Genomic DNA, 22603 nt, shown 5'->3' with positions numbered 1-22603 from the left:
GGGCGGAGATCAGGGACAGATCGGGGATCTCCCCGAGGGCCCGCCCGCCCGAGCCCCCGCCCATCCGCCACGACCGCCAAAGGCACGGACACGACGCCACAGAACACCGCCACGACCGCACAAAGCACCGCCACGACGGCCCGAAGCACCGCCGCGCCCCACAAAGCACCGGGCGGGCGCCCCGAAGGACACCCGCCCGATCAGCCACCGGCCCCGAACCGGCCTCAGCCGGTCACGATGTTCACCAGCTTCGGCGCCCGGGCGATCACCTTGCGCACCGCCGCGTCCCCGATCGCCGCGACGACCGCCGGGTCCGCCAGCGCCAGCGCCTCCAGCTCGGCGTCGCTGATGCCGGGCGCGACCTCCAGCCGGGCCTTGACCTTGCCCTTGATCTGGACGACGCAGGTCACCGTCTCGTCGACCACGTACGCCGGGTCCGCCACCGGGTAGTCGGCGTGCGCCAGCGAGTCGCCGTGGCCCAGGCGGCGCCACAGTTCCTCGGCGATGTGCGGGGCCAGCGGCGCGACCATCAGTACCAGCTGCTCGGCCACGGCGCGCGGCGTGGAGCCGCGCTTGACCAGGAAGTTGTTCAGCTCGATCGCCTTGGCGACGGCCGTGTTGAAGCGCAGCCCGGCCATGTCGCCGCGGATGCCGTCGATCGCCTTGTGCAGGGCGCGCAGCGTCGCGTCGTCCGGCGCCTCGTCGGTGACGACCAGCTCACCGGTGGTCTCGGAGACGACGTTGCGCCACAGCCGCTGCAGGAAGCGGTACGAGCCGACGACGGCCCGGGTGTCCCAGGGGCGGGAGACGTCCAGCGGGCCCATCGACATCTCGTACAGGCGCAGGGTGTCGGCGCCGTACTCGTCGGCGATCTCGTCCGGGGCGACGGCGTTCTTCAGGGACTTGCCCATCTTGCCGGCCTCGCGCTTGACCGGCTCGCCCTGCCAGAAGTACTTGCCGTCGCGCTCCTCGATCTCGGCGGCGGGCACCGGGAAGCCGCGCTCGTCGCGGTAGACGTCCGCGGTGATCATGCCCTGGTTGAACAGCTTGTGGAACGGCTCGACGGAGGAGACGTGGCCCAGGTCGTGCAGCACCTTGTGCCAGAAGCGGGCGTACAGCAGGTGCAGCACGGCGTGCTCGGCGCCGCCGACGTACAGGTCGGCGCCGCCGGCCGGCTTGGCCTCGGTGGGGCCCAGCCAGTAGCGCTCGTTGGCCGGGTCGACCACGGCGTCGGCGTTCGTCGGGTCGACGTAGCGCAGGTCGTACCAGCAGGAGCCGGCCCAGTTGGGCATGGTGTTGGTCTCGCGGCGGTACGTCTTGACGCCGTCGCCCAGGTCCAGTTCGACGTTGACCCAGTCCTCGTTGCGGGACAGCGGGGTCTCCGGCGACGAGGCGGAGTCGTAGGCGTCGTAGGTGCGCGGCGAGTAGTCGTCGACCTCGGGGACCTCGACCGGCAGCATCGACTCGGGCAGCGCGTGCATCACGCCGTCCTCGTCGTAGACGATCGGGAAGGGCTCGCCCCAGTACCGCTGACGGCTGAACAGCCAGTCGCGCAGGCGGTAGTTGACGGTGCCCTCGCCGATGCCGCGCTCGGCCAGCCACTCGGTGACCCGGGCCTTGGCGTCCACGACGCTCAGCCCGTCCAGGGACGGACCGCCTTCGGGGCGCGCCGAGTTGACGATGACCGAGTCGTAGGTGTCGAAGGCGTCGTCCCACTCGGCCGGGTCGGATCCCCGCCCGTCGGTGGGCTCGACGACGCAGCGCATCGGCAGCGCGAAGGCGCGGGCGAAGGCGAAGTCGCGGTGGTCGTGGGCCGGGACGGCCATGATGGCACCGGTGCCGTAGCCCATCAGCACGTAGTCGGCGATGAACACCGGGACGGACTCGCCGCTGACCGGGTTGACGGCGTAGGCGCCGGTGAAGACGCCGGTCTTGACCTTGGCCTCGACCTGGCGCTCGACGTCCGACTTGGCGGCGGCCGTGGCACGGTAGGCGGCGACGGCCTCGGCGGGGGTGGCGGCGCCGCCGGTCCACTCGGCGGGGACGCCCTCGGGCCAGGCGGCGGGGACGATCGAGTCGACCAGGCCGTGCTCGGGCGCCAGCACCATGTAGGTGGCGCCGAACAGGGTGTCGGGCCGGGTGGTGAAGACGGTGATCTTCCGGTCGCCGGGGGCCGCGAAGTCGACCCGGGCACCCTCGGAGCGGCCGATCCAGTTGCGCTGCTGCAGCTTGATGGCCTCGGGCCAGTCCAGCAGGTCCAGGTCGGCGATCAGGCGGTCGGAGTACGCGGTGATGCGCATCATCCACTGCCGCAGGTTGGACTTGAACACCGGGAAGTTGCCGCGCTCGGAGCGGCCGTCCGCGGTGACCTCCTCGTTGGCCAGCACGGTGCCCAGGCCGGGGCACCAGTTGACCGGCACCTCCTTGGCGTACGCCAGGCGGTACTCGCCCAGCACCTCGTCACGCTCGCCGGCGGACAGCTCGGCCCAGGCGCGGCCGCCCGGCACCTCTCGCGCGCCGGACTCGAACGCGGCGACCAGTTCGGCGATCGGACGGGCCTTGCCCGCCTCCTGGTCGTACCAGGAGTTGAAGATCTGCAGGAAGATCCACTGCGTCCAGCGGTAGTAGTCCGGGTCGATCGTGGAGATCGAGCGGCGGGGGTCGTGGCCCAGGCCCAGCCGGCGCAGCTGGTGGCGCATGTTGGCGATGTTGGCCTCGGTGGAGACCCGCGGGTGGGTGCCGGTCTGCACGGCGTACTGCTCGGCGGGCAGGCCGAAGGCGTCGTAGCCCAGCGTGTGCAGCACGTTGTGGCCGGTCATCCGCTGGTAGCGGGCGAAGACGTCGGTGGCGATGTAGCCCAGCGGGTGGCCGACGTGCAGGCCCGCGCCCGAGGGGTACGGGAACATGTCCATGATGAAGCTGTGCGGCCTCGCGGCGACGTCCCCGGCGGACGGGTCGGCGAGCTCACCGGTGGGGTTGGGGGCGTGGAAGGTGCCCTCCTTCTCCCAGATGTCCTGCCAGCGGGACTCGATCTCCGCCGCCAGCGCGGCGCTGTACCGGAACGGCTCGGTCGCGGTCTCGGCCGCGCCGGACGCAGGGGTCGTCTCGCTCATCGTCCTTCAAGCTCCATCGGTGTCAGTTGGCGAACCGCGCGACGCGGCCGACCGTGGACCCGTCCCACGAAGCGGGCGGGGGCGGAAAACAAAAAATCCCCTCGCAGGAGGGGACGCCACGCCGACTCCGGCACCGCCCGAGGGCGCGGCCGGTCCTGGTCAGCGCGGCCGGCTAAGGAGCAGGCGCACGGTTCGCATGGGCTCAGGGTACCGCAAGCAGGTCAGGGCACTCCGGGCCGTCCCACCGACGGCACCCCGGAGTGCCCGGAACGCCCCGGGAACCCCTGGGACGCCAGAACGCACCCCGGAAGACATTCCGGAAGCACTCCAGAACGCCTCGGAACGCCCGGTAGCGCCCGAGTAACGCCCACTAACACCTCAGAAACGCCCCGGAACGCCCCGGAACGCCCCGGGAGCCTCACCCCGCGGCGGTCCGCCCCGCCGCCTCGAAGTCCCTCAGCGCCCTGGCCAGCCGCTCCGACTGCATCCCCGCCGCCAGCGAGCGCGCCAGCCCGGCCGTCCGGGCGGCCTCCCGCTGGTCGCCGAGCTGCCGGTGGGCCTCGGCGAGACGGACCATCAGCAGCGCCTTGGCACGGGCCCGCCCCGGTCCGAGCCCGGCGACGGCCTCGGCGAGCAGCGGCTTGGCCATCCGGTGCCGGCCGAGCGCCAGCCGCCCCTCCCCCACCATCCCGGCGATGCCGGCCCGGGCTTCCTCGGCGCCGGGCACACCGTCGAGTTCGGCGAAGGCCCGGGCGGCGAACTCCTCGGCCTGTTCGGCCTCGCCGCGACGGCCGTAGGCGCGGGCGATCCGGCCGAGCTGGCGGGCCCGGGAGGTGGGGCTGAGCGCGGTGCCGTGGGTCTCCAGCGCGGTGCGCAGCGCGGCGACGGCGTCCAGGCCACGGCCGCCGCCACCCTGGGTGGCGATCACGACCAGCGCGCCGAGCCCGGCGACCCCGAGCCGGGGGTCGCCGCTGACGTGGGCGGCGCGCAGCGCGGCGACGAAGGCCCGTTGGGCGGCCGCGTCGTGGCCGAGGTCGTACGCGGCCCAGCCGGCCAGCCGGGCGAGCCTGCTGGCGGTGCCGTACAGCTCGCGACCGAGCCGTTCGTCGTACGCGCCGAGTTCCAACAGCTTGGCCAGCATGGCGAGTTCGGCTCTGGTGGGGCCCAGCACGAGGCCGCCGCCGCAGGAGCGTTCGAGGCGCTGTTTGCTGCGGTAGGACAGGCCGAGTTCGCCGGCCAGGGCGGGGTCCACGCGCAGCGCGCCCTCGCCGCCGCCGACGGGTGGCGGCGGCGAGGAGAGCCGTTCGGCGGCGTGGTCGAGGTCGGCGCTGCGGAACAGGTCGGTGAGGCGGACCGGTCCGGCGTCGGTGGCGGCCTCGCGCAGGGCGGTCTGGGCGTTGTCGGCGGTCCACGGGTCGGTGAGCAGCCGGGGCGAGAGGATCTTGGCGCCGCGGTGGCCGCCCATCCGGCCCCAGAGCTGCTCGTAGGTGACGGCCATGCCGAGGGTGCGGCTGAGCACTTCGCAGACCGTCTGGTCGTGCGGGCTGCGCGGCACCATGCCGCGGTCGCGCCACTTGTACGGTGCGGTGGAGCTGATCGCCAGTCCGGGCGGCAGGGCGAGGCTCACTTCACGGGCGAGCCGTTCCGGACTCCAGCCGAGCTGGTGCAGTATCCGGGCCAGCTCCTCGTTCCGCCTTCGCTGCAGATCGGCCATGGCACGACGGTAGCGGTCTTTCCACCCCGCCCGCCGGTGGCGTGCACACAACGGCGAAGAGCCGCCCCCGTTACCGGGTGGCGGCTCTCGACCACTGTGGAGCTACGGGGAATTGAACCCCGGACCTCTTGCATGCCATGCAAGCGCTCTACCAACTGAGCTACAGCCCCTCGACCTGCGATGTCACCGGGTTTCCCGTCGTTTCCGTCCGGTTTCCCTCGGCGACATCGACTACTTTACACGGTCCGGGGCGTGCTCCTGAAATCCGTTTCCCGAGGCAGCCGCGGGTAGCGCGGCGACCGCTCGCGAAGCGGCCCCAGCCCTCCGGCGACGCGAAGCGGCCACACCCCTCCGGCGACGCGAAGCGGCCGGCCCCGCCGATCGGTCACCGCGACGAGCACCCCGCCCCGCGAAAGCGGTCAGCGCGCCACCCGCCGGCTGCGCTCCGCGAAGCCCGCGCCGACGAGCACCAGCACCGCGTTGGCCGCCAGCGTGACCAGCAGCGCGTGCCCCGAGTCGGCGGCGGGTGCCGGCAGGTCCACCTGCCCGAGGAACACCGAGCCGAGCACCGCCACCCCGACCACCTGCCCGAGCTGGAGGACGGTCACCGTCATCCCGCTGGCGTCGGCCGCGTCCTCGGGCGCCACCCCCGCGAGCGCCCGGGCGAACAGCGGCGCGTACGCGCAGCCGGCGGCCAGGCCGAGCGCTGCCGTCTCCGCCAGCACCACCGCCCCGATCCCGGCGCCGCCGCCGAGCAGCACCCCCAGCAGCAGGTACCCGCCGCCGAGCAGCACCGCGGCGAGCACCGGCAGCACCGGGTGCAGCCGGCCCGGCAGCCGGTGCCAGCGCAGACTGGCCAGGCCGAAGCCGACCGCGACGGGTGCCGAGCAGAGCCCGGCCCGCAGCGCGCTGTGCCCCAGGGCCGCCTGCTGGTGCAGGGCGAAGGCGAACATGAAGCCCGCGTAGGCCGCCATGATCGTGAACAGTCCGGCCGCCGCCGGCCGCAGCCCGGGGGCGCGCAGCACCCGCCCGGGGATCAGCGGGTGCCCGCCGCGCCGGGCGACCCCGCGCTCGACCACCACGAACAGGCCGAACATCAGCACTCCGCCGGCGAGCATCGCCCAGCCCCAGAGCGGCCAGCCGAGTTCGTTGCCGAGCACCAGCGGCACCACCAGCAGGCCGAGCGCCGCGCCCAGCACCACCAGGCCGGGGAGGTCGAAGCCGCGGGAGGGGTCGCCGGGCAGCCGCGGCAGCAGCCGGGCGCCGGCCGCCAGCAGCACCAGCCCGATCGGGACATTGACCAGGAACACCGGCCGCCACCCGGTGCCGAACAGGTCGGCGCTGACCAGCACCCCGCCGAGCACCTGCCCGAGCGCGACGCCGACGGCCAGCACCGCCGAGTAGAGGCCGATCGCCCGGGTGCGGGCGGTGCCGGTGAAGGTGCGCTGGAGCAGGCTCATCACCTGCGGCACCATCAGTGCCGCGCCGGCGCCCTGGAGCAGCCGGAAGGCGATCAGCCAGCCGGTGGTCGGGGCCAGGCCGCAGGCCAGCGAGGTGGCGGTGAAGGCGGCCAGGCCCAACTGGAACAGCCGGCTGAAGCCGTACCGGGCGCCGAGCCGGGCGCCGGTGATGAGCAGCACCGCGTAGGCGATGGCGTAGCCGGCGATCACGAGTTGCAGGGCGGCGCCGGAGGCGCCCAGGTCGGTGCGGATGGTGGGCACCGCGACGTTGACGATGGAGGAGTCGAGCACGGCCATGAACTGCCCGCACAGGACGAGCGCGAGGAGCAGTCCGGGCCGTACGGCCGGGTCCCCGGTGGTGCGTCCGGCCGCGCTGGGCCGGGTCTGAAGATCCGTCATGGCCACCAGCCTGGGGCGGGCCCGGTACTGGTGGTTAGAGCCTGCCGATCCTGGTACCGGCAGCACCTGTATCGCCCGTCCGCGCTGCGGCACGATGGACGCCATGACCGTGCTGGACGAACCCCCCGTCGCGACGGGCGGCCGCGAACGCCGCCGGACCGAGCTGGCCCGCTTCCTGAAGGCCTGCCGGGCACGGGTCACCCCCGAGGACGTCGGCCTGCCGCCGGGGCTGCGGCGCCGCACCCCGGGTCTGCGCCGCGAGGAGGTCGCGCAGCTCGCCGGGGTCGGGGTCACCTGGTACACGTGGCTGGAACAGGGGCGGCCGATCAACGCGAGCGAGCAGGTGCTGCTGGCGGTGGCCCGGGCGCTGCGGCTGGACGGCACCGAGCGCCAACACCTGTTCCGGCTGGCCGGGATGGCGCCGTCGGCGCTCGCCCAGCCGGCCCCGCCGGAGCTGAGCCCGGCGATCCAGGTGATCCTGGACTCGCTCGCCCCGCTGCCGGCGGCGGTCTCCAACACCCGCTTCGACGTGCTGAGTTTCAACCGGCCGTACCGCTCGCTGTTCGGCACCGAGCGGCTCCGCCCGTCGCACGGGGTGTTCTTCAACAGCCTCTGGTGCATGCTGACGGCGCCGGAGTGCTGCAACCCGTGCGAGAACCCGGAGGAGACCCTGCCGCGGATGGTGGCGGTGCTGCGCTCGGCGTACGGCAGGCACGTCGGCGAGCCGGTCTGGGAGGAGCACGTACGGCAGCTGTCGGCCCGCAGCGAGCTGTTCCGGGAGCTGTGGGCCCGCCAGGAGGTGGCGCCGCCGAAGACCCTGCAGCGGATCTTCCGCCATCCCGAGCTGGGCGTGCTGCGGTTGAACGCCACCTATCTGACGATGCCGGGCGTGCCGGAGTGCTACATCGTGGTGTACGTCCCGGAGGACCCGGCCGACCGGGAGCTGGTCGAGCGGCTCGCCTCCCTGCCGCCGGGCGGCTGGCGGCACACCTGCACGCCGTGAGTCACGCGCCGCGCCACGCGCGCCACGGCCGCCCCGGAACGGCCGAGAGGCCGCCTCCCGTCCCCGGGTGGCGGCCTCTCGAACTGCTGTGGAGCTACGGGGAATTGAACCCCGGACCTCTTGCATGCCATGCAAGCGCTCTACCAACTGAGCTACAGCCCCGCGACACTGGCGACCCTGGCTCCGGAACTCCGATTTCCACGACCGCTGATGCGGAGTGGAGCTATGGGGAATTGAACCCCAGACCTCTTGCATGCCATGCAAGCGCTCTACCAACTGAGCTATAGCCCCGCACTCACCGGATCTCCCGCTGCCCTTCCGGGCCGCGTTCCTTCCCTGCGAACGAGGAAGACTCTAGCTGGTCAGGCCCGGAACTGCGAAATCCGCCCCCTCCGGGCCCCCGTGAAGCCTCCGTGGATCCCCCGCCGAAGCCCTGCCGCCCAGTGCCGACCGGTGGGGATCAGGTGTCGTCGCCGATGACCGGCTGCGGGAGCGTGCCCGCGTTGTGCTCCAGCAGCCGCCAGCCGCGCGCCCCCTGGCCGAGCACCGACCAGCAGCAGTTGGACAGCCCGCCGAAGCACTCCCACAGGGGCGGCTCCAGACCCAGCAGCTGCCCGAGCATGGTCCGGATGGTGCCGCCGTGGCTGACCACGACCAGCGTGCCGTTCTCCGGCAGCTTGGCGACGGCCTCCAGCACCACCGGCACCGAGCGCTCGGCGACCTCGACGGACAGCTCGCCGCCGCCGCGGCGCACCGGCTCGCCGGCCGCCCAGGCCGCGTACTCCTCCGGGTGGCGCTCACGGATCTCGGCGTTGGTCAGCCCCTGCCAGGAGCCCGCGTACGTCTCCCGCAGGCCCTCGTGGTGCTGGACGTCCAGCCCGGTGACCTTGGCCAGCTCCTCGGCGGTGCGCCGGGCGCGCTTGAGGTCCGAGGAGATCAGCAGGTCGGGGTGGAGGCCGGAGAGCAGCCGGGCCGCCCGCTGCGCCTGCAGGACGCCCTGGCCGGTCAGCTCGATGTCCGTGGTGCCCTGGAAGCGCGATTCGAGGTTCCAGGAGGTCTGGCCGTGCCGCCAGAAGACGATGCGCGGGCCCCGCGCGTCGCGGCTCAGTGCAGGTCCTCGGGCTTGCCGAAGTCGTCGGCCGGGGCGACGGCGTTGCCGGCGTCGTCGGTGACGGCGTCGGGGCGGTTGCGCGACTCCATGGCGTCGGCGGGCAGCGGCAGCTCGGGGCAGTCCTTCCAGAGGCGGTCCAGCGAGTAGAAGGAGCGCTCCTCGGAGTGCTGGACGTGCACGACGATGTCCAGGTAGTCGAGCAGGATCCAGCGGCCGTCGCGCTCGCCCTCACGGCGCACAGGCTTGATGTCCAGCTGCTCGCGCAGCTGGTCCTCGATCTCCTCGGCGATCGAGCGGACCTGGCGGTCGTTGTTCGCGGAGGCGATCAGGAAGGCGTCGGTGATCGACAGCACCTCGCTGACGTCGAAGGCGATGATGTTGTGCGCGAGCTTGTCGGCCGCCGCCTGTGCGGCGACGGTGATGAGCTGCTGGCTGTGGTCGGTGACGGTCACGGTGATCTTCCGGCTCGGCGGCTTGGGAGTCCCCGGCACGGTGGCCGGGGTCGCCTTCCAGGATCTCACGCCGCTCCCGCGGCCTCGGAACGCATTTCCGGGGCCGCGGGGGCGGGCACGGGCGGGGGCGCCGCCGCCTACTGGTTCTTCGGCGGCTGGTAGTCCTTGCCGAGGACGACCACCAGGTCCGCGTTCTGGGCGTCGCCGACCTTCTTCACGGCCGTGTCCGGCAGCCCCAGGCTGCTCGCCAGGGACTTCGCGGCGGCCTGCCGGGCGTCGTCGGTGTAGCGGATCTCACTGGTGGCCTGCGGCGCGGTCTTGGCGCCGCCCGGGATGAACGTCAGGCCCGAGTTGACGATCTGGACCTGCGCGGCGGCGCCTGCCGCATCGTTGCCGGAGGCGTCCTGCAGCGCGACCCGGGCGGGGGCGTCGCCGGCCGCCGCGGACTTCACGGTGCCGCCGAGCACGTCCTTGACCTGCTTGCCGGCGGTCGCCTCGTCCAGGGTGCCGTCCGGCTTGACGGTCAGCGCGGTGGTGCCGAAGTGGCCGTCCTTCGCCTGCTGGGCGAGCTGGGCGAGCACCCCGGCCAGGGCGTCCTCGGGCAGCGAGGGGTCGAGCACCGCGTTCATCCGGTGCACGTCGTCCTTGGCGTCCTTGAACTCGGTCGGCATGGTGCGCACCACCGCGTCCATCACCTGCCCGAACCGGGCCAGCTGGGCGTCCCGGTTCTCGCCGGGCCCCTGCAGGGTGGCGTAGGCGACCGCGGCCTTACCGCTGAGCAGGGTGTTCTTGCCCGCCCCGGAGAGCAGCTTGCCGTCCGGCTTGCCGCCCTCGTGGGTCTCGGCGTTGGTGTCCACCCGGACGCCGCCGAGCTGGGAGACCAGCAGTTCCAGGTACGGGGTGTCCAGCCGCCAGGTGCCGGCCACCGGGGCGCCGAGCACGGTGGACAGGCCGTCGCGGGTGGCCGAGGCGCCGATCGCGTCCATGGCCTGGCCGACCGTGGTCACCGGCGGGTCGCCGGGGCCGGGCAGCCGCAGCACGTCGGGCAGCAGCAGCACCGTGCCCTTGTGCCCGGAGGCGTCGTCGACCAGCAGCGCGCTGGACACCTTGCCCTGCAGGTCGCGCAGGTGGACGACGTTGACCTGCCGCCCGCCGGCCGCGGCGGCCGCGGTCGGCTTGTCCCCGGTGAACCACAGGTAGCCGCCGACACCGCCGGCCGCGAGCGCCAGCACCACGCCCAGGCCGATCAGCCGGTTCTTCAGCTTGCGGCGCCGCTCGGCGCGCACCTCGCTACGGGACTCGGCGAACTTCAGCCAGTCGATGACGTCCTCGGACTCCTCCGCCTCCTCGTCGACGAAGGTGAACTCGCCCGTGCTGTAACTGTCCTTGGGCGCCCGGGCCTTGCCCGGCCGGGCCCCGGCGACCTGCTCCGAGGGCGCCGCCGGCTCGGCCGGGGCCGCCGCCTCGGCCGGCTTGGGCGTGCGCCGGCGCGGCGGCGGCACGACGGCGGGTGCCGCGGGCGCGGCCGACGGCTCGGGCTGCGGCTGCGGCTCGACGACCACCGGGGCGACCGGTGCGGCCTGGTACGGCTGCTGGTACCCCTGGTACCCCTGCTGCTGGTAGCCGTACGGGTCCTGCGCGTACACCGGCTGCCCGTACTGGTCGTACGTCTGCGGCTCGTACGGCTGCTCGTACCCCTGCTGCTGCGGGACCTGCCCGGTCTGCCCGTACCCCTGTTGCTGGTACCCCTGGGCCTGCTGCCCGCCGCCGTAGGTGCCCTGCCCGTACACCGGCTGCCCGTACCGGTCGTACGCCGACTGCTCGTACTGCTGCCCGTACCCCTGCTGCCCCTGCTGGTACCCGGGGCCGGGGCCGTGGCCGTGGCCCTGCCCCTGATACGGCTGCTGGTACGGCTGCTGGTACTGCCCGGTGGACCACTCCTCCGGCTGCTGCCCGCCGTTGCCGCTGCCGTTACCGCTGCGATCGGTCACGCCCGCTCCTGGCTCAGGTCCCGTGCGGCGTCGCGTACAGCGCCCGCTTGTCGATGTAGCGGACCACGCCGTCCGGGACGAGGTACCAGACCGGCTCGCCCTTGGCGACCCGGTTGCGGCAGTCCGTGGAGGAGATGGCCAGCGCCGGGACCTCCACCAGGGAGACCCCGCCCACCGGAAGTCCGGCGTCCGACAGAGTGTGCCCCGGCCGGGTGCATCCGATGAAGTGGGCCAGCGAGAAGAGTTCGTCCGAGTCGTGCCAGGACAGGATCTGGGCCAGCGCGTCGGCGCCGGTGATGAAGAAGAGGTCCGCGTCCGGGTGGAGGGCGTGCAGGTCGCGCAGGGTGTCGACGGTGTACGTCGGACCCTCGCGGTCGATGTCGATCCGGCTCACCGAGAACTGCGGGTTCTCGGCGGTCGCGATGACCGTCATCAGGTAGCGGTCCTCGGCCGGCGTGACGTGCCGGTCGCTCTTCTGCCAGGGCTCCCCCGTCGGGACGAAGATCACCTCGTCCAGGTGGAACGCGCTCGCCACCTCACTGGCGGCGACCAGGTGGCCGTGGTGGATCGGGTCGAAGGTGCCGCCCATCACGCCGAGGCGCTTCTTCACCGGTTCCGGTCCGCCGGGATTCCCGGCCTGCTCTCCCATGCCGCCACACCTTACGCGACGCCCGTTGCGGTGCGGGAACGCCCGTGTGGGGGTTGTCCGCAGATGCGTGAGGGAGCGGCCGGCCCTCTGGCCGGACGCTCCCCGAGCGGTCCCAGGACCCGGCTCAGCGGTCCCGGTTGAAGCGGGTCGTGATGAAGAGCAGGAGCACCAGGATGAACAGCGCGGAGCCACCCGTCAGCAGCGGGTTCAGGCTGTCGTGGTTGCCCCCCTCGCCCTCGGCGAGGAGGTTCAGAACGGGGAGTGCGGCAGCAGTGCTCATGGTCGGCGGGACCTTCTCGGCTCGGTGAACGGACCTGGGGGTGGTTCCGGGCCGGTGAGGGCCCACCCGTCATCGTACGGGGGGTTACACGGCAACCGCTCGGCGGCCCACCGCCGCTGACCGGGCGTGAGGGGGTGCGGCCGGGAGCAGGGTCTACTGGCCCCGGAAGGCGCGGGCCATGACCCAGACCAGCAGGCCGATCCCGACGAAGGACGCGATCACGATGATCCGCAGGAACAGGCCCGGGCCGGCCTCGTCGGAGATGGGGGCGGCCAGGCTGACCAGCGCTTCGGTGGACATCTGAGGGGCTCCTCGAACTGCTCGTACCGCGGCCGGATCCGGTCCCGGTTCTCCAGGGCATTCAGGGTAAACCCGCCTCACACCGGCGCCACCCACCGGCCCCCGTGACCCGCCGCCCCGCCCGTGACCGCGCCCGTGACCGCCGCCGTGACCGCGCCCCGGGGACGAGTACGCAACCGCGGACGTTGCACAGGCAGTCGTTGCAGACGAGCAGTCGAGCAGACGAGTCGTTGCAGGCGAAGACCAGCGGGGGGCCGGGCGCTGCGCCGGGCCGCCGTCGACCAGGAGGTACGCAGACCATGACCGACACGACCGCGAAGACCCCGAGCCGCCGCCGCCGGCGCTTCCCCGAGATCTCCACGCGGGCCTGGGAACACCCGGCGGACCGCTCCGCGCTGGTGGCCCTGCGCAAGCTGTCCGGCTTCGACGACATCCTGAAGAAGCTCGCCGGACTGGTCTCCGAGCGCGCGATCCGGCTGATGTTCCTGGCCACCGCCGTGAAGACCTCCGAGCGCCAGTTCCCCGAACTGCACGACATGGTGCGGGACGCCGCCTACGTGCTCGACCTGGAGCAGGTCCCGGACCTCTACGTCACCCAGGACCCGTCGGTCAACGCCTTCACCATCGGCATCGACACCCCGATCATCGTGATCACCAGCGGCCTGGTCGAGCTGATGGACGAGGAGGAGCTGCGCTCCGTCATCGGCCACGAGGTCGGTCACGCGATGTCCGGCCACGCCGTCTACCGGACGATGCTGATGATCCTCACCAACATCGCCACCCGGATCGCCTGGGTGCCGCTCGGCAACCTGGCGATCACGGCGGTCATCACCGCGCTCAAGGAGTGGTTCCGCAAGGCGGAGCTGTCCAGCGACCGGGCCGGCCTGCTCGCCGGGCAGGACCTCCAGGCGTCCATGCGGGCCCTGATGAAGCTGGCCGGCGGGCACAACCTGGCCGAGATGAACGTCGACGCCTTCCTGGAGCAGGCCGAGGAGTACGAGAAGGCCGGGGACCTGCGCGACGGCGTGCTCAAGCTGCTCCAGCTGCTGCCGCAGACCCACCCGTTCGCGGTGGTCCGGGTCGCCCAGCTGAAGAAGTGGGCGGAGAGCGACGAGTACCGCTCGATCCTGGCCGGCGCCTACCCGCGCCGCACGGACGACCGGGACGCCTCGGTCGGCGAGCAGTGGAAGGCCGCGGCCGAGCACTACTCGACCTCGGTGAAGGAGAGCAAGGACCCGCTGATGGGCCTGCTGCGAGACGTGGCCGGCGGCGCCGCGACGGTCGGCGGCAAGCTGCGCGACACCTTCACCGGCGGCAACGGCAGCCGCGGCGGCTCCGCCCCGGGCGCCCAGACGGCCGACTCCTCGGACCGCACCGAGGGCTGAACCGGCGCCCGAACCCTGCGCCGCGGACGGCCGGTGACCCACCCGGGCCACCGGCCGTCCGCCGCTCCCGGCCACCGACCACCGACCACCGTCCATCCGCCACCGACGACCGACCACTGACCACCGGCCCCCCGCTCAGCCCCCGGCCAGCACCCCGCACACCTGCCAGGCCGGCCGCGCGTGGTTGCCCGGGTCGACCGGCGTCGGCGGCGCCACCGCGGTGCCCTGCCCGGTGGCCAGCACCGGCTGCAGGAAGCCCGCCATCGAGGCGGTGCACGGCTCCGGTCCGGCCTGCAGCACCGCGTCCACCAGCCGCAGCTGCGCCTGCCCCAGGTCGACCCGGTCGAACTGGAAGGTCAGCTCGCGCCGCACGGTCTCCAGGGTGACCGGCGCTCCGGCCGGGGCCCCGGCGGGCTTCAGCGCGTAGACGAAGGTGTGGTCGGTGGTGATCTGCAGGGTGCTGCTGTCCGCTTCGTCGACGCGCATCGCGCCGGCCGTCTTCACGGTGTCGGAGGCGAGCGCGACCTGCGCCGGGTCGAAGCGGACGATCCAGCCGGTCACAGCGTGGTGCCGGTCGTCCACCGGCTGGGCGGCGGAGGCGTCGAACTGGGCCTGCTCACCGGGCGTGACGTAGGCCCGCACATCCGTGGTGACGCCCTGGACCAGCGCCGCCGGGGACAGCGAGGAGGCGACCAGGTAGTGCTGCACGGTGTCGAGCGCCTTGGTCACCTCGACCTTGCTGAAGTGCTCGGTGGCGGCCCCGGCTGGGGTGTTCAGCCCGGCCGTCCCGTCCCCGTACCCGGACGGCAGCTCGGCGAACGGACGCGCCGGGTCGGCGACCGGCCGTACGGTCGAAGCCGGGCTCAACGCGACCAGGCTGACGGTGAGTTGACTGCCCTCCGGCCGCAGCGGGATGCCCTTGGGCGAGTTCACCCCGAAGTACACCGCGGCCCCGAACGCCAACAGGATCAGCAGCAGCAGGGCCAGCGCCTGGCGCGGCACGGAGCCCAGCGGGCCCAGCCGCACCCGGGCCCGGGTGGCCTTGCCGAAGGAGCCCGCGAGCCGTTCCCGGGCGGAGAGCTCCTGGATCCGGGCAGCGCGGACGAACGACTCGTCGAAGACGACGGACCGGAACTCGTCCTCATTGCCGGAACCGCCCTCGGGCGTACCCTCAGGAGGCTCGCGCGGGTCACCCATAAGACCAGGGTAGGCGCACCCGGGGCCCGCCACGAGGGCCCCGGCGCAGATTGCCGGGAACGCTCCGTGGCCGGCCGCCCCGGGCGCACGCCCCCGGTCAGCCGGCCGGTGCGGTGACCACCGGTAGCGGCTCGGCGGGCGCGGACCGCGGGTCCGCCCCCGGGCTGCTGTTGCCGGACTCCGGGCGCCGGGGAGCGCCCGAGGTGCCGCCCACGCCCTGGTAGATCGCCGCGACCGCCACCGCCACCAGGCTCACGCCCATGATCACGGCGAGCACCCAGGCCACCGGCCGGTGCCAGCGCTGCTGGGCCACGTACCGGCCGCGGGTCCGCACCGGGTCGTAGCGCCGTCCCCAGCGCCGTCCCGGATGCCCGCCCACCCGGCCCGGGCCCGACCAGGGGTCGGGGTAGAGATGGTCGTCGTCGAGTCCGCTCGGGTGCGGGCGCAGCTCCAGCGGCAGCCCGTCCCCGACCGGAACGTCATAGCTCCAGCCCGGTCCCGCGGCGTCCGGCTCGAACCGGGCCTCGGCGGCGGCGAGCTGCCGCTCCTTGGCCGTCGGCTCGTGCACGGCGGCGGACCGGACGAAGGCCTCATCGAAGACCACGGTGGCGAACTCGTCGTCCGCACCACCGTGGTCGGCGCCGTCGGGGTACGGCAAGCCCCCCACATCCTCAGCCACGGATTCAGCGTATTACCGGCCGGGCGATTTGTCTGTGGCTCCCGGCAGTTGGTCCGTCACACGTGTGACGGCCGCCCCTCAGCGGGCCTCCGCGCCCCCGCCCACGGTCGGCGTCGCCCAAGGCCTGTCTCCGGGATCCTGGCCGGGTCCGACCGGATCCAGGAGACAGGCCTAACCGCGGACATGCCCGTCACCAGTGACGATGTACTTGGTGCTGGTCAGCTCCGGCAGGCCCATCGGGCCGCGGGCGTGCAGCTTCTGGGTGGAGATGCCGATCTCCGCGCCGAAGCCGAACTCACCGCCGTCGGTGAACCGGGTGGAGGCGTTGACGGCCACCGTGGTCGAGTCCACCAGCTGGGTGAAGCGGCGGGCGGCGGCCTGCGAGGTGGTGACGATCGCCTCGGTGTGGCCGGAGGACCACCGGCGGATGTGCGCGACGGCGGCGTCCAGCGAGGGCACCACGGCCGCGGCCAGGTCGTACGAGAGGTACTCGGCGCCCCAGTCCTCGTCGGTGGCCGGCACCACGGTGGCACCGGTGCCCTCGGCCGCCTTCAGCACCGCCTCGTCGCCGTGCACCGTCACCCCGGCCTCCGCCAGGGCGGCCAGGGCGAGCGGCAGGAACTCGTCCGCGACGTCCTGGTGCACCAGCAGCGTCTCGGCGGAGTTGCAGACGCTGACCCGCTGCGCCTTGGAGTTCAGCAGGATCCCGACGGCCATCGCCAGGTCGGTCCGCGCGTCCACGTACACGTGGCAGTTGCCGGTGCCGGTCTCGATCACCGGAACGGTCGAGCCCTCGACCACGGTGCGGATCAGCGAGGCCCCTCCGCGCGGGATCAGCACGTCGACCAGGCCACGGGCGCGCATCAGCTCCTGCACCGACTCCCGGCTCTCCCCCGGCACCAGCTGGATCACGTCGGCCGGCAGCCCGGCCGCGACCACGGCGTCCCGCAGGACGGCGACCAGCGCGGTGTTGGAGCGGTAGGCGGAGGCGGAGCCGCGCAGCAGCACCGCGTTGCCGGACTTCAGGCAGAGCGCGGCGGCGTCGACGGTGACGTTCGGTCGGGCCTCGTAGATGATGCCGACCACGCCCAGCGGCACCCGGACCTGGCGCACGTCGAGGCCGTTCGGCAGCGTGTAGCCGCGCACCACCTCGCCGACCGGGTCGGCCAGGCCGGCCACGTCCCGCACGTCGGAGGCGATCGCGGCGATCCGCTCGTCGGTCAGGCTCAGCCGGTCGATCACCGACTCGGCCGTCCCCGCCGCGCGGGCCCGCTCCACGTCCTCGGCGTTGGCCGCGACGATCTCGGCACTGCGGGCGACCAGCGCGTCCGCGATCGCCAGCAGCGCGGCGTCCTTGGCCCGGCGCGGCAGCGGGGCGAGCGCGGCGGCGGCCTCCCGGGCTCGGCGCGCTACGGCGAGGACGGGGCTGTCGGCGGTGGCGAGATCGCTGGTCATGCCGCCAAGGGTAGCGACTGGCCCGCGCCCGCCGGCCGTCATTTCGCCCGGTGAGACACCGGCCGGACCGCCGGTCAGTACGGGTGCACCCCGCCCAGGTGCGGCGGCGGCGTACCGAAGCCCTCGGCGACCCGCTTGTGGTACGTCGCCCGGTCCACCACCTCCAGCCCGACGATCTCCCACGGCGGCAGCTTGGCGGTCACCTTGTGCTCGCCCCACAGCCGCAGCGCGATCGCCGCCGCGTCGTGCAGGTCCCGGGCCTGTTCCCAGTACCGGATCTCGGCGTGGTCGGCCGCGTAGCGGGCGGTCAGGAAGAACGAGTGGTCGTGTGCCAGCTGCTCCAGTGAGGCGCGCAGCGAGGACAGCGGGGTGGTCTGCCCGGCCACGCTCAGCACCACGTGCCACAGCCGTGCCTGCTCCGGCACGCTGGGCGGGTCCGCGGCCTGGGCGCGCTGCGGCCGCACCCTGCGCACCCCGCCGGGCCTCTGCGGCGACGGACCGGCCGGCTCGGCGGGGGCGTCCCCGCGTCCGCCGTCGATACTGGTCAGCCGCCGGCCCGCCGTCCCTCCGGTCAGCGCTGCCTCGCGCCTGCGTTCCACCGGCGGCCTCCTGTTCGGCGATCTCGTGTCGTCCCCCGGCCCGCCGGCCCTCGGCCGACCGGTACGGCTGCGCCCCTCCTCGCCCGTTGGCCGGGCCGCTCCCGGTTTCGGAGCGGCCCGCCGACCGCACTGCGCCGCTCGGCCGGTGCCGGCCGGACGGCCGGTCAGCCGTGCAGAACGACCAGGTCGTCGCGGTGGACGACCTCGCGCTCGTACCCGGCGCCGAACTCCTGGGCCAGGTCGCGGGTGGACCGGCCGAGCAGGCGGGGCAACTCCCTCGCATCAAAGTTGACCAGTCCGCGGGCCACGATGTGGCCGTTTTCGGCAAGAAGGTCCACCGGATCACCCGCGGCGAACTCCCCGTCGACCTTGGTCACCCCGGCCGGCAGCAGCGAGGCACCGCCGGAGACGACCGCCTCGACCGCGCCCGCGTCCAGGTGCAGGGCGCCGCGCGGGCTGCTCGCATGGGCCAGCCAGAGCATCCGGTCGGAGGTGCGGCTGCCGGTGCGCCGGAAGAGCGTGCCGGTGGGCCGTCCGGCCAGCGCGTCGGCGGCGTGGCTGGCCGCGGTGAGCACCACCGGGATGCCCGCGCCGGTGGCGATCCGGGCCGCCTCGACCTTGGTGACCATGCCGCCGGTGCCGACGCCCGCCTTGCCGGCGCTGCCGATCTGGATGCCGTCGAGGTCGTGCGGGCCGCCCACCTCGGCGATCCGGCTGGTGCCGGGCCGGGACGGGTCGCCGTCGTAGAGGCCGTCCACGTCGGAGAGCAGCACCAGCAGGTCGGCCCGGACCAGGTGGGCGACCAGCGCGGCCAGCCGGTCGTTGTCCCCGAACTTGATTTCGGCGGTGGCGACGGTGTCGTTCTCGTTGACGACCGGCATCGCGCCCATCGCCAGCAGCTGGTCCAGCGTCCGGTAGGCGTTGCGGTAGTGGGCGCGCCGGCTGGCGTCCTCGGCGGTGAGCAGCACTTGTCCGACCCGGATGCCGTACCGGGCGAAGGAGGCGGTGTACCGGGCGACCAGCAGTCCCTGGCCGACGCTGGCGGCGGCCTGCTGACGGGCCAGATCCTTGGGCCGCTTGTCCAGGCCGAGCGGGGCGAGCCCGGCGGCGATGGCACCGGAGGAGACGAGGACGACCTCGGGCGCGTCCGGACGGCTGCGCACCTTGGCGAGCGCGTCCACCAGGGCGTCGACCCGGTCGGCGTCCAGGCCGCCGGCCGCCGTGGTGAGTGAGGAGGAGCCGACCTTGACCACGATCCGCCGTGCGGTCAGCACCTCCTCCCGCAGTGAGTCCTCGCTCATCTCGCTGTACGCCCTTCCGGTGTGGTGCTGGTGCGGCGGGGCCCGGCCCGGCCGTCATGCCCGAAATCTACGCGATCCGCGCAGGTCACCCCCAGGGTGTTTCACCGGCTGGACCCGCCCTGGTCACCGGCCCGCCACAGCCCGGCCGCCCATCCGGGTGGCTGGTATGGTCCCTGACCGAAAGCCAGATCGGGGGACGGCTTCCTGCCCGCTGTGCCCACTCGTCTTCGACCTTCCTGTGACACGGGGGCGGCACCGCGCTGGGCAGACCGGCAACGGGTTCGCGGTCGCGCGCCAGGAGAAAAGCACACCATGCGTTCGCACACCACGAAGCTGACCGTCGCCGCCCTGGCGGCGGCCACCGCCCTCTCGCTCGCCGCGTGCGGCCCGGACAACTCGGACTCCCCGACCGGCAAGGGCGCTGCCACCGGAGCGGCTCCGTCCCCGACCGGGGCGGCCAGCGGCGGTGCGGCCGGCGGTTCGACCGCCGCCCCGTCGGGCGCGGCCACCGGCGGCGCCGCGACCGGTGGCGCCGGTACGGCCGGTGCGGCGGGCGGCGGCGCCGCTGGCGCGGGCGGCGGCAAGGTCCCGCAGGCCGCCACCGCGGTGAAGGTCGGCCAGCCGGCCACCGTCGACTTCGCCGACAAGACCTCCAACGTCTCCACCAAGCTGCAGATCACCGTCACCGGCATCGAGGTCGGCTCGCTGCAGGACCTCACCGCCGCCAAGGTCCCGACCACCGGCCTGGACGGCCGCACCCCGGTCTACGTCAGCTACACCGTCAAGAACCTCGGCGACGCCAGCCTGTCCTTCACCGCCCCGGACTCGAAGTTCGTCCTCTTCGACGCCGCCGGCAACAAGGGCCTGCCCGTCCTGACCGCCTCCAACCCGCTGCCCAAGTGCACCGGGGCGAAGTTCCAGGGCGTCGCCAAGGGCGCCGAGACCAAGGGCTGCGACATCATCTCGATCACCGGCACCAGCCCGGTCGCGGTCGGCTACACCGACCTGAACGACCTGCTCAAGCTCCAGGCCTCCTGGTCGAAGTGACGCCTCGTCACCCCTGAGCACGGGAAAGGCCCCCGCCACCGGTCGAGGTGGCGGAGGCCTTTCCGGAGACCGACCGGACCTACTGGTCCTCGTCGTCCTCGATGGCGGCCTGCCGGCCGCCGGAGAGCGCCTCGAAGGCGAGGAACTCGGCCTCGGCCGCGTCCCGGCCCTTCTGCTTCTCGCGCCGGCGGTCGACGGCCGGGCGCTGGGTCTCCATCCGGTGGTCCTCACCGCGGCGGCCGAGCATCTCGGCGCCGGCGGCCATGGTCGGCTCCCAGTCGAAGACGACGGCGTTCTCCTCCGGGCCGATGATGACGGTGTCGCCCTCGTGCGCCCCGATCTTCCACAGCCGGTCCTCGATGCCGAGGCGCGCCAGCCGGTCGGCGAGGTAGCCGACGGCCTCGTCGTTGCTGAAGTCGGTCTGGCGGACCCAGCGCTCCGGCTTGACGCCGCGGATGCGGTAGGCGCCGTCCTCCTCCTCGATGGTGAAGCCCTCGTCGTCCACGGCGGTGGGCCGCAGCACGATCCGGGTGGACTCCTCCACCGGCTTGGCGGCGCGCGCCTCGGCGACGATCTTCGCCACCGCGAAGCTCAGCTCGCGCAGGCCCTTGCGGGAGGCGGCGGAGACCTCGAACACCTGGAAGCCGCGCTCCTCCAGCGAGGCGCGGGTCAGGTCGGCGATGTCCTGGCCGTCCGGGACGTCGACCTTGTTGAGCGCGACCAGGCGCGGCCGGTCCTCCAGACCGCCGTACTCGGCCAGCTCGGCCTCGATGGTCTCCAGGTCGCTCAGCGGGTCGCGACCGGGCTCCAGGGTGGCGCAGTCCAGCACGTGCACCAGCACCGAGCAGCGCTCGACGTGCCGCAGGAACTCCAGGCCCAGGCCGCGGCCCTGGCTGGCGCCGGGGATCAGGCCGGGCACGTCGGCGATGGTGTAGACGGTGTCGCCGGCGGTGACCACGCCGAGGTTGGGGATCAGGGTGGTGAACGGGTAGTCCGCGATCTTCGGCTTGGCGGCGGAGAGCACCGAGATCAGCGAGGACTTGCCGGCGCTCGGGTAGCCGACCAGGGCCACGTCGGCGACGGACTTGAGCTCCATCACGATGTCACGGGCGTCGCCCGGCTCGCCGAGCAGTGCGAAGCCGGGGGCCTTGCGGCGGGCCGAGGCGAGCGCGGCGTTGCCGAGACCGCCGCGGCCGCCCTGGGCGGCGACGAAGCTGGTGCCGTGGCCGACCAGGTCGGCGAGCACGTTGCCCTTGCGGTCCAGCACCACGGTGCCGTCCGGCACCAGCAGGACGAGGTCGTCGCCGTCGGCGCCGGTCCGGTGGCCGCCCGCGCCGGGCTTGCCGTTGGTGGCCTTGCGCTTGGGCGAGTGGTGGTACTCGAGCAGGGTGGTGACCTGCGCGTCCACGGTGAGGATGACGCTGCCGCCCTCCCCGCCGTTGCCGCCGTCCGGCCCGCCGAGCGGCTTGAACTTCTCCCGGTGCACGGAGGCGCAGCCGTGGCCCCCGTTACCCGCGGCGACGTGGAGTTCGACGCGGTCCACGAAGGTGGTCATGAGGTGTGCCTCCAGTGCGGATTTGTCTGCTTGCTGTCTGCGTAAAGCCGAAGGGTGGACCGGAACATTCCGGCCCACCCTTCAGTGTGAGTCTGGAGAGACTCGAGAGTCCGCGGGGACTCAGGCCTCGACGGCCACGATGTTGACGACCTTGCGGCCGCGACGGTTGCCGAACTGCACCGCACCGGCGGTCAGCGCGAACAGGGTGTCGTCGCCACCACGGCCGACACCGGCACCCGGGTGGAAGTGGGTGCCACGCTGGCGGACGATGATCTCGCCGGCGGAGACGACCTGGCCACCGAAGCGCTTCACGCCGAGGCGCTGGGCGTTCGAGTCACGGCCGTTACGAGTAGAGCTTGCGCCCTTCTTGTGTGCCATTTTCCGCTATCCCCTTACTTGCTGACCGAGTCGATGCTGGTGATGCGCACCGCGGTGTGCTTCTGACGGTGACCCTGACGACGGCGGTAGCCGGTCTTGTTCTTGTAGCGCAGGATGACGATCTTGTCGCCCTTGGTCTGGTCGACCACCTCGGCGTGAGCCTTCACGCCGGCCAGGACCCACGGGTCGGAGGTGACGGCGTCACCGTCGACGACCAGGATGGTCGAGAGCTCCACCGAGTCACCCGGCTTGGCCTCGATACGGTCGATCTCCAGCACGTCGCCGACGGCGACCTTGTGCTGGCGGCCGCCTGCGCGAACGATCGCGTACATGCGGTACCTACTTTCCCAACTCGGTCGGAACTCCCGACGCCAGCCGCCTGGGTACGGACACAGGAGCCTCTCCCCGTTCGCCCCGCGCTGGGCGCGGTGCTCTCGGGAAGGTGATGTGCTCGGGAGCGCGGCGTAGACACGCCGAAGGTCAAGAATACGGACCGGCCGCCCCGGGGGCAAACCGGCCCGTACGGCCCGGGGCG

The 22603-nt window shown here is 73.2% G+C and carries 20 protein-coding genes and 3 tRNA genes; 3 read left to right on the top strand and 20 right to left on the bottom strand.

Annotated elements, in window-relative coordinates:
- Nucleotides 1–224: 224 nt before the first annotated feature.
- The 4 genes from leuS to ACZ7BZ_RS07825 all read right to left on the bottom strand — a co-directional run bounded on the left by leuS (nucleotide 225) and on the right by ACZ7BZ_RS07825 (nucleotide 6686).
- Nucleotides 225–3113: a leucine--tRNA ligase gene (gene leuS / locus ACZ7BZ_RS07840; protein ID WP_470357604.1), complete on the bottom strand. Its 2889-nt coding sequence runs from the start codon at nucleotides 3111–3113 to the stop codon at nucleotides 225–227.
- 418 nt (nucleotides 3114–3531) lie between these two features.
- Entirely contained in the window at nucleotides 3532–4827 is a 1296-nt protein-coding gene (locus ACZ7BZ_RS07835) for a hypothetical protein (protein WP_470357603.1), read from the bottom strand.
- A 97-nt stretch (nucleotides 4828–4924) separates the two neighbouring features.
- Nucleotides 4925–4997, bottom strand: a tRNA-Ala gene (locus tag ACZ7BZ_RS07830).
- Between the two features lie 249 nt (nucleotides 4998–5246).
- Nucleotides 5247–6686: an MFS transporter gene (locus ACZ7BZ_RS07825; protein ID WP_470357602.1), complete on the bottom strand. Its 1440-nt coding sequence runs from the start codon at nucleotides 6684–6686 to the stop codon at nucleotides 5247–5249.
- Between the two features lie 103 nt (nucleotides 6687–6789).
- Between ACZ7BZ_RS07825 and ACZ7BZ_RS07820 the strand changes: the two genes are divergently transcribed.
- Nucleotides 6790–7689: a helix-turn-helix transcriptional regulator gene (locus ACZ7BZ_RS07820; RefSeq protein WP_470357601.1), complete on the top strand. Its 900-nt coding sequence runs from the start codon at nucleotides 6790–6792 to the stop codon at nucleotides 7687–7689.
- A gap of 89 nt (nucleotides 7690–7778) precedes the next feature.
- Here ACZ7BZ_RS07820 and ACZ7BZ_RS07815 read toward each other — a convergent pair.
- The 8 genes from ACZ7BZ_RS07815 to ACZ7BZ_RS07780 all read right to left on the bottom strand — a co-directional run bounded on the left by ACZ7BZ_RS07815 (nucleotide 7779) and on the right by ACZ7BZ_RS07780 (nucleotide 12472).
- Nucleotides 7779–7851: transfer RNA gene (locus tag ACZ7BZ_RS07815), tRNA-Ala, on the bottom strand.
- A 56-nt stretch (nucleotides 7852–7907) separates the two neighbouring features.
- A tRNA-Ala gene (locus ACZ7BZ_RS07810) sits at nucleotides 7908–7980 on the bottom strand.
- A 169-nt stretch (nucleotides 7981–8149) separates the two neighbouring features.
- A complete protein-coding gene (locus ACZ7BZ_RS07805; protein ID WP_380462046.1) occupies nucleotides 8150–8797 on the bottom strand; it encodes a histidine phosphatase family protein in 648 nt (215 codons plus the stop codon).
- The gene (gene rsfS, locus ACZ7BZ_RS07800) at nucleotides 8794–9252 is read right to left on the bottom strand and encodes a ribosome silencing factor (RefSeq protein WP_188306799.1); all 459 of its coding nucleotides are present in this window, start codon (nucleotides 9250–9252) and stop codon (nucleotides 8794–8796) included. Before rsfS ends, ACZ7BZ_RS07805 begins: the two co-directional genes overlap by 4 nt.
- A gap of 137 nt (nucleotides 9253–9389) precedes the next feature.
- Complete coding sequence (locus tag ACZ7BZ_RS07795; RefSeq protein WP_470357600.1) at nucleotides 9390–11243, bottom strand: LCP family protein; 1854 nt, start codon at nucleotides 11241–11243, stop codon at nucleotides 9390–9392.
- Nucleotides 11244–11256: 13 nt separating this feature from the next.
- A complete protein-coding gene (gene nadD / locus ACZ7BZ_RS07790) occupies nucleotides 11257–11892 on the bottom strand; it encodes a nicotinate-nucleotide adenylyltransferase (RefSeq protein WP_188306316.1) in 636 nt (211 codons plus the stop codon).
- A gap of 124 nt (nucleotides 11893–12016) precedes the next feature.
- Nucleotides 12017–12172 carry a hypothetical protein gene (locus ACZ7BZ_RS07785; protein ID WP_380462037.1) on the bottom strand — a complete coding sequence of 52 codons (156 nt, stop codon included), beginning with the start codon at nucleotides 12170–12172 and terminating at the stop codon, nucleotides 12017–12019.
- Nucleotides 12173–12325: 153 nt separating this feature from the next.
- Nucleotides 12326–12472 carry a hypothetical protein gene (locus ACZ7BZ_RS07780; RefSeq protein WP_380462039.1) on the bottom strand — a complete coding sequence of 49 codons (147 nt, stop codon included), beginning with the start codon at nucleotides 12470–12472 and terminating at the stop codon, nucleotides 12326–12328.
- A gap of 299 nt (nucleotides 12473–12771) precedes the next feature.
- Here ACZ7BZ_RS07780 and ACZ7BZ_RS07775 point away from each other — a divergent pair, with 299 nt between their 5' ends.
- Nucleotides 12772–13857 carry a M48 family metallopeptidase gene (locus ACZ7BZ_RS07775; protein WP_470357599.1) on the top strand — a complete coding sequence of 362 codons (1086 nt, stop codon included), beginning with the start codon at nucleotides 12772–12774 and terminating at the stop codon, nucleotides 13855–13857.
- A 135-nt stretch (nucleotides 13858–13992) separates the two neighbouring features.
- On the opposite strand, the gene ACZ7BZ_RS07770 is transcribed toward ACZ7BZ_RS07775, so the two are convergent.
- From ACZ7BZ_RS07770 to proB, 5 genes are all read right to left on the bottom strand, one after another.
- Complete coding sequence (locus ACZ7BZ_RS07770) at nucleotides 13993–15054, bottom strand: SCO2583 family membrane protein (RefSeq protein WP_470357598.1); 1062 nt, start codon at nucleotides 15052–15054, stop codon at nucleotides 13993–13995.
- Nucleotides 15055–15151: 97 nt separating this feature from the next.
- Nucleotides 15152–15733, bottom strand: coding sequence for an SCO2584 family spore wall biosynthesis protein (locus tag ACZ7BZ_RS07765; RefSeq protein WP_470357597.1), 582 nt, complete (start codon nucleotides 15731–15733; stop codon nucleotides 15152–15154).
- A 171-nt stretch (nucleotides 15734–15904) separates the two neighbouring features.
- The gene (locus tag ACZ7BZ_RS07760) at nucleotides 15905–17188 is read right to left on the bottom strand and encodes a glutamate-5-semialdehyde dehydrogenase (protein ID WP_470357596.1); all 1284 of its coding nucleotides are present in this window, start codon (nucleotides 17186–17188) and stop codon (nucleotides 15905–15907) included.
- Nucleotides 17189–17262: 74 nt separating this feature from the next.
- Entirely contained in the window at nucleotides 17263–17787 is a 525-nt protein-coding gene (locus ACZ7BZ_RS07755) for a hypothetical protein (protein ID WP_380462044.1), read from the bottom strand.
- Nucleotides 17788–17951: 164 nt separating this feature from the next.
- Nucleotides 17952–19088: a glutamate 5-kinase gene (proB, locus tag ACZ7BZ_RS07750; protein WP_380462045.1), complete on the bottom strand. Its 1137-nt coding sequence runs from the start codon at nucleotides 19086–19088 to the stop codon at nucleotides 17952–17954.
- A 312-nt stretch (nucleotides 19089–19400) separates the two neighbouring features.
- Here proB and ACZ7BZ_RS07745 point away from each other — a divergent pair, with 312 nt between their 5' ends.
- Complete coding sequence (locus ACZ7BZ_RS07745) at nucleotides 19401–20135, top strand: hypothetical protein (protein WP_470357595.1); 735 nt, start codon at nucleotides 19401–19403, stop codon at nucleotides 20133–20135.
- Nucleotides 20136–20214: 79 nt separating this feature from the next.
- Here ACZ7BZ_RS07745 and obgE read toward each other — a convergent pair whose 3' ends face one another.
- The 3 genes from obgE to rplU form a co-directional block, all read right to left on the bottom strand.
- Entirely contained in the window at nucleotides 20215–21690 is a 1476-nt protein-coding gene (gene obgE, locus ACZ7BZ_RS07740; RefSeq protein ID WP_380461843.1) for a GTPase ObgE, read from the bottom strand.
- A gap of 120 nt (nucleotides 21691–21810) precedes the next feature.
- Nucleotides 21811–22068 carry a 50S ribosomal protein L27 gene (gene rpmA / locus ACZ7BZ_RS07735; RefSeq protein ID WP_030233756.1) on the bottom strand — a complete coding sequence of 86 codons (258 nt, stop codon included), beginning with the start codon at nucleotides 22066–22068 and terminating at the stop codon, nucleotides 21811–21813.
- A 14-nt stretch (nucleotides 22069–22082) separates the two neighbouring features.
- On the bottom strand, nucleotides 22083–22400 hold the full coding sequence (rplU, locus tag ACZ7BZ_RS07730; protein WP_030233759.1) for a 50S ribosomal protein L21: 318 nt from the start codon (nucleotides 22398–22400) through the stop codon (nucleotides 22083–22085).
- Between the last annotated feature and the right edge of the window lie 203 nt (nucleotides 22401–22603).

The organism is Kitasatospora sp. NPDC036934, from assembly GCF_055608425.1.
Note: the sequence above shows the minus strand (reverse complement) of the source record. Positions and strands in the feature narration are given on the sequence as shown.